Source organism: Prosthecobacter sp., from assembly GCF_049294395.1.
Classification (GTDB): Bacteria; Verrucomicrobiota; Verrucomicrobiia; order Verrucomicrobiales; family Verrucomicrobiaceae; genus Prosthecobacter.
On sequence record NZ_JBAQCR010000023.1, the window covers coordinates 1 to 5,984 of the forward strand.

The window sequence follows — 5,984 nt, forward strand, 5'->3', positions numbered from 1 at the left end:
GCCTGGCCGATGCCGAGGGCTTCCTCAGTGCCATGCGCCGCTGCACCACGCGTGCCGGCATCATGGAGGTGTGCCAGCGGGCGTTTGGGGTTTGATTCCGCCGTAATTTTCACAGTCTTTCCTCGTATTGGACATCCGCCCAAGCCTATGCTATCGCCCGCACCCATGTTTTCTCCCCGAACACTCCTTCCACTTCTAGCCCTGGCTCCCGCGTTTCTTGGCGCTGCGGAGAAGATTGATTTCAACAAGCAGATCAAGCCCCTGCTCGAAGGCGCCTGCACCCACTGCCACGGCGAGAAAGAGGACAAAGGTGACTTCCGCATGCACACGCTGGAAGACATCAAGAAGGGCAATGAGAACGGCCCCGGTCTCACTCCCGGCGATTTGAAGAAGAGCGCCATCTACACCACGCTGCTGCTCGGCGCCGATGAAGACATGGCCATGCCACCGAAGAAGGAAGGCGCGCTGGAGAAGTCCCAGATCGAAGTGATCAAGACCTGGATCGAGCAAGGCGCCGAGTGGCCCGATGGCGTGGTGCTGGAGCAGACCCCTCGCATCAAGTTTGAAAAGCACATCCAGCCGATCCTGGAGCAGAACTGCGTCTCCTGCCACAATGCCGACAAGGCCAAGGGCGACTGGATCATCACCACGAAGAAGGAAGCCTTCACCACCGGCGAGAACGCCCCGAACATCCTGCCATTCGATCTCAAGAGCGCGATCTACCATGCCACGACACTGGCCGCTGATGACGACGATTTGATGCCGCCGAAGAAGAGCGGCGGCCCTCTGAGCAAGGAAGACATCAATTTCCTCCGCCTGTGGGTCCTGCAAGGCGCGCCATGGCCTGAAGACCTCAAGCTGACCGCGAAGGAAAAGAAGGGCCCGGCTTCGACCAACCCGGACAACCTGGAACTGGTGAAGAAGATTCACGCCTTCATCGTGCAGACCTCCAAGGAGAAGAAAGAGGCGGAAATGAAGCCTTATGACTCCAAGATCCCGAAGACGGGCATCCCATTCAGCATGGTGGTGATCAAGAGCGGTGAATTCACCATGGGCAGCCCTGACAGCGAGGCCAACCGTGGCGATGACGAAGGCCCGCAGGTGAAGAAGACCATGAAGCCCTTCTGGATGGGCAAATACGAAGTGACATGGGATGAGTATGAACCCTTCCAGCTCACCAGCATCGGCCGCAACAAGGACGGCTCCCGCCAGGTGTGGAAGCCGACCGACAAGCCGGAAGATCTGATCTCCCAGCCAACCCCGCCGTATCAGCCCATGGACTTCGGCATGGGCCGTGACCGCTACCCGGCCATCTGCATGACGCAACACGCTGCCAACAAGTATTGCCAGTGGCTCAGCGCCCAGACCGGCCAGTTCTACCGCCTGCCGACTGAGGCCGAGTGGGAATATGCCGCCCGTGCCGGCACCAAGACCGCTTATTTCTTCGGCGACGACAATGCACAGCTCAAAGACTACGCCTGGTACTTTGACAACGCCCCGAACTTCCAGTACGCGAAGATCGGCCTGAAGAAGCCCAATCCTTGGGGCCTCTACGACATCTACGGCAACGTCTGCGAATGGTGCCTCGATCAATACACCCCCACGACGCCAGCCTCTTCGATTCTCGGCAACGACTGGGTGCGCTCCAAGACCCCCTACCCGCACGTTGCCCGTGGCGGCACCTATGACGACGATCCGGAACTTCTCCGCAGCTCCGCCCGCAAGGCTTCCGATCCGCTGTGGAAGCAGCAGGACCCGCAGCTGCCAAAGAGCATCTGGTACCTCACGGACGCGACCTGGCTCGGCTTCCGCATCGTGCGCCCTCTGGAGATCCCCACGGTGGAGGAGATGTTCGCCGCTTGGAACAACGGGGTCGCCAAAGAATAACGCTCCACTTTTTCCCTGATCTCAAACAGGCCGCTGCTCCCCAGCGGCCTGTTTTTTGATCACCCACGACTCCCCGATACGTTCAAGCCTGCCACTCTCACCTCAAACTCCCCACTGACGCACTCATGACCCAGCCCAAATCCTCCAACAATGGTGCCATGGCCGCACTGATCGCCGCATTCCTCGGCTGGCTCTTTGACGGCTTTGAAATGGGGTTGTTCCCGCTTATCGGCAAACCGGCGTTGCAGGACCTGCTGCCGCAGGCGAGCGCCATCGTGCAGACCCAGTGGTTCACGGTGATCATTGCCGTCTTCCTTGTGGGTGCGGCCACCGGTGGCGTGCTCTTCGGCTGGCTGGGAGACAAGCTCGGACGCGTGAAGGCCATGACGCTGGCCATTTTCACCTATGCCATCTTCAGCGGGCTCTGCGCCTTCGTCACCGAGGCATGGCACTTCGCCGGTCTGCGTTTCGTGGCCTCCCTGGGCATGGGTGGCGAGTGGGCCCTTGGCGTTGCCTTGGTCAATGAAATCTGGGGCAACAAGAACCGCGCCTGGATCGCCGGCATGATCGGCGCCGCTTCAAACATCGGCTTTCTGCTCACCGGTCTCATCAGTTGGAAGCTGAACGCCAGCCTGGACGTCGTCACCGGCTGGATTCATGCCATGGGTCTTTCCCCGGAGAACACCGAGTATCTGCTGCACAACCGTGCGTGGCGCTTCATTGCCGTCAGCAGCGCTCTTCCGGCCATCATCAATTTCTTCATCCTCGTCTTTGTACCCGAGTCCCACAAATGGGAGGCGGAAAAGAAATCCGGCAGCACTTCGCACTGGGCCACGATGGATCTGCTGGGCGTGCTCATTGCCTGCATCGCGGCCATGGGAATCATTTATGTGTGGTCGCCTTTGGCGAACCTCGGTGGCCTCGGAGCTGGGTTGGTGACGGTGGTGGGTCTTGCCATCGCTTTGTGGGGCTACATGCATCCGATGCGCCAGTACATGTCCCGCTCCGTGGCTGCCGGCAGCACGCTGACGGCTGACCGCAGCGTCATCATGCGCAATCTTTTCATCGGGGCCGGACTCGCCGCCGTGGCCTTGCTCGGCACCTGGGGCTCCGCGCAGCAGGCCGCCCGCTGGGCTTCCGATCTGGCACCCAAAGGCAGTACTCTGCCCGTGATCGATTTTGTGGTCATTTCTACCGCTCTGGGTGCGATTATCGCCACCCTGATCACCCCCTTCATCGCCGACAAGCTGGGACGTCGTGTGACCTACACCCTGCTCTGCGCCGCCGCCCTCGCGGCTTCGCTGGGTTTCTTCCGTTTCAATGTTCCCTTTGTTGGCGATGAGATTCCGACCACACTGATCACCACCGCATTCCTGCTGGGCGGCATCACGGCTTCCTTCTACGGCTTCTTCCCGCTCTACTTCCCGGAACTCTTCCCCACCAGCGTGCGCGCCACGGGTCAGGGCTTCTGCTTCAACTTTGGCCGCCTCATTGCCGCCATCGGTGCGCTGCAACTCGGAAATCTGACGGCCATGTTCAAGACAGACACCGTCACCGTGGTGCAGTCCGCTGCCAATGCCTATTCAGTACTCTCCTGCATCTACCTCGTGGGGATGGTGCTGGTGTGGTTCGCACCCGAAACCAAGGGCCGCACTCTGCAATAGCCCCCAATTGGGGAGATTGACTCAAACCTCCCTTTGAAAGAGTGTTTGCTAATTCTCCTTTCATAGATAATAATAAGCGTACATTAACCTCTCACAAATAAGAAGTTATTCACCGCACTGAGTAAAAACTTATGGATTCTATGATTTTACCTTGATCCTACCAATAGATCTTGTTACATTAGTCATTATTCAAGAATTTCTCGGAAACCATAGCTCTAAGGACACCCTCCATGATTAACGGAACCAAAAACCCCGCCAAAGACCACGCCAAGCTGGCAGATTTCATCCTGTTCAGTCAGCGCGAGTTTTTGCTTAATCTCTCCCGTGAGCTGAACCGAGATAACATCTCCTTTGCTCAGTTCTTCCTGCTCGGCTACCTCGCTACGTCGAAAGAGCTGACCATGACCGACATCGCCCGCAAGATGGGACATTCCACCGCAGCCGCCACCGGCCTCGTGGACCGTCTTGAAAAACTCGGCCTCATGGAGCGCACCCATGCTGTGGATGACCGCCGCAAGGTGCTCGTTCGCATCACCTCCCGTGGCATCGAGCTCGTCAGCCGCCTGCGTGACGAACTGCAGAATCAAATCGCTGACGCCATGAGCGAAACCTCTTCCGCAGATGCCGACAGCTTCATGAACTCCTATCGCTCTCTGGACACAGCGGCGACGGCTCGTTAAGCGATTGTTTCCCTCTTCTTTTGCAAAGGCGCTCGGTTTATCCGTGCGCCTTTGTTTTTTTCATGGCAGAACAGTCCTGTGATGAACAACAATCAACCATGGATGACTTTCCCTGCGCTCGAAGCACTGCCCGGATTTGCGCATCGCTTCACCCTGCGGCACCCCGAAATTGATGTGAACGACGAGCGCGCCATCGTCGTGAGCCGCTTGTGGGACTGGCATCGCTCCCAGGCTGAGGAACTCGGGTTTTCGGGGGCTGCTCTGTGCATCGCCGAACAGGTGCATGGGCGGGAGGTTGCGGTGCTCACGGCACCCACGAGTGAAATTATTTCGGGAACCGACGGACTGATCTCAAACGTTCCGGGCCTGGTGATTGGCATCTACGTCGCCGACTGCTGCGCTGTCTATCTCGCCGATCCACGCACCGGAGCCTTCGGCGTCGTGCATTCGGGCAAAAAAGGTTCCGAATTCGGCATCACGACGCAGGCGATCGAGAAAATGCAGCAGCATTATGGCTCACGCCCGGAGGACCTGCACATCCAGTTGAGCCCCTGCATTCGACCTCCAGCTTATGAAATCGATTTTGCCGCACAGATTCGCCAGCAAGCCCTGGATGCTGGCGTTCCGACAGCGCAGATCCATGACACGGGGCTCTGCACTTCTTTGGATTTGCGCGGCTTTTATTCCTACCGCATGGAGAAAGGCCGAACCGGGCGCATGCTGGCGCTGCTCGGTCGCACTGCTTGATCAACCATGACATTTCATTCACCCGCCAAAATCAATCTCTGGCTGCGCATTCTCGGCAAACGGCCGGACGGTTTTCATGAGGTGCAGACCCGCCTGTGCCGGCTGGCCTTGGGCGACACGGTCGAAATCGAACACCTGGGCAAAGGCACCAATGTGACCCTGACCTGCTCAGACCCCACGGTGCCGCTGGATGAAACCAATCTGGCCATGCGCGCCCTGCGTGCCTTTGAAAACCGCACCGGCAGGCAGTCCTCCTGGCGCATGCATCTGGAAAAAAAAATACCGGCAGGCGCAGGTCTCGGCGGAGGCAGCAGCAACGCAGCCACCGTGCTGATGGGGGCCAATGAACTCGCGGGCTCGCCGCTCACGCAGGCGCAGCTCATCGAATTGGGGGCTCAGATCGGTTCGGACATCCCGTGCTTCATTCTCGATAACCCGGCGGCTGACGGCGCCGGGAGAGGCGAGCAAGTCACCGGGGTGGATTTCCCCTGGCAGCTGCCGCTGGTCCTGATCAAGCCCCCCTTCCCCATCCCCACCCCCTGGGCCTACAAAAACTGGGCCGACTCCAAGGAGATCCCCAGCATTCTTTACGCACCGCAGCTTTGCCCTTGGGGTGCCATGTCGAATGATCTGGAGCGGCCCGTTTTCCAAAAACACCTGCTCCTGCCCACCCTGAAGACCTGGCTGCTGGAGCAAAGCGAGGTCCACGCTGCCCTGATGTCCGGCTCCGGCAGCACCATGTTTGCCATCACTGAAACACCGGCTCAGGCAGCGGAACTGGCCGTCAAAGCCCGTGAATGGTGCGGCGAGACCTCCTGGGTCCAATCCACCATGACGGCGGCGGTTTAGCAGCACCTGCTGAAAAGATTGAGGCCGGGCGGCTCCCGATTCCGCCCGGCCTCTGGTTTGTTCAACCTCAACTTGGCCCTGCGGTGAAGCAGGGGTTTTAGTCAACAACCAATCACTCTCAAGACCCAGTCTATGGAGGGCTGAAATCCTCGCATTT

The 5,984-nt window shown here is 58.9% G+C and carries 5 protein-coding genes; all 5 read left to right on the forward strand.

Features of this window, described 5'->3' with window-relative positions; all coding sequences use genetic code 11:
• The first annotated feature begins 165 nt into the window (after positions 1-165).
• The 5 genes from WAW39_RS01450 (at position 166) to ispE (ending at position 5,827) form a co-directional block, all read left to right on the forward strand.
• Entirely contained in the window at positions 166-1,887 is a 1,722-nt protein-coding gene (locus WAW39_RS01450; RefSeq protein ID WP_422315026.1) for an SUMF1/EgtB/PvdO family nonheme iron enzyme, read from the forward strand.
• A 125-nt stretch (positions 1,888-2,012) separates the two neighbouring features.
• Positions 2,013-3,551: an MFS transporter gene (locus WAW39_RS01455; RefSeq protein WP_422315028.1), complete on the forward strand. Its 1,539-nt coding sequence runs from the start codon at positions 2,013-2,015 to the stop codon at positions 3,549-3,551.
• A gap of 230 nt (positions 3,552-3,781) precedes the next feature.
• Positions 3,782-4,231, forward strand: coding sequence for a MarR family transcriptional regulator (locus WAW39_RS01460; RefSeq protein WP_422315030.1), 450 nt, complete (start codon positions 3,782-3,784; stop codon positions 4,229-4,231).
• A 102-nt stretch (positions 4,232-4,333) separates the two neighbouring features.
• Positions 4,334-4,978: a polyphenol oxidase family protein gene (locus tag WAW39_RS01465; protein ID WP_422315032.1), complete on the forward strand. Its 645-nt coding sequence runs from the start codon at positions 4,334-4,336 to the stop codon at positions 4,976-4,978.
• A 6-nt stretch (positions 4,979-4,984) separates the two neighbouring features.
• Entirely contained in the window at positions 4,985-5,827 is an 843-nt protein-coding gene (ispE, locus tag WAW39_RS01470) for a 4-(cytidine 5'-diphospho)-2-C-methyl-D-erythritol kinase (protein ID WP_422315034.1), read from the forward strand.
• Positions 5,828-5,984 lie beyond the last annotated feature (157 nt).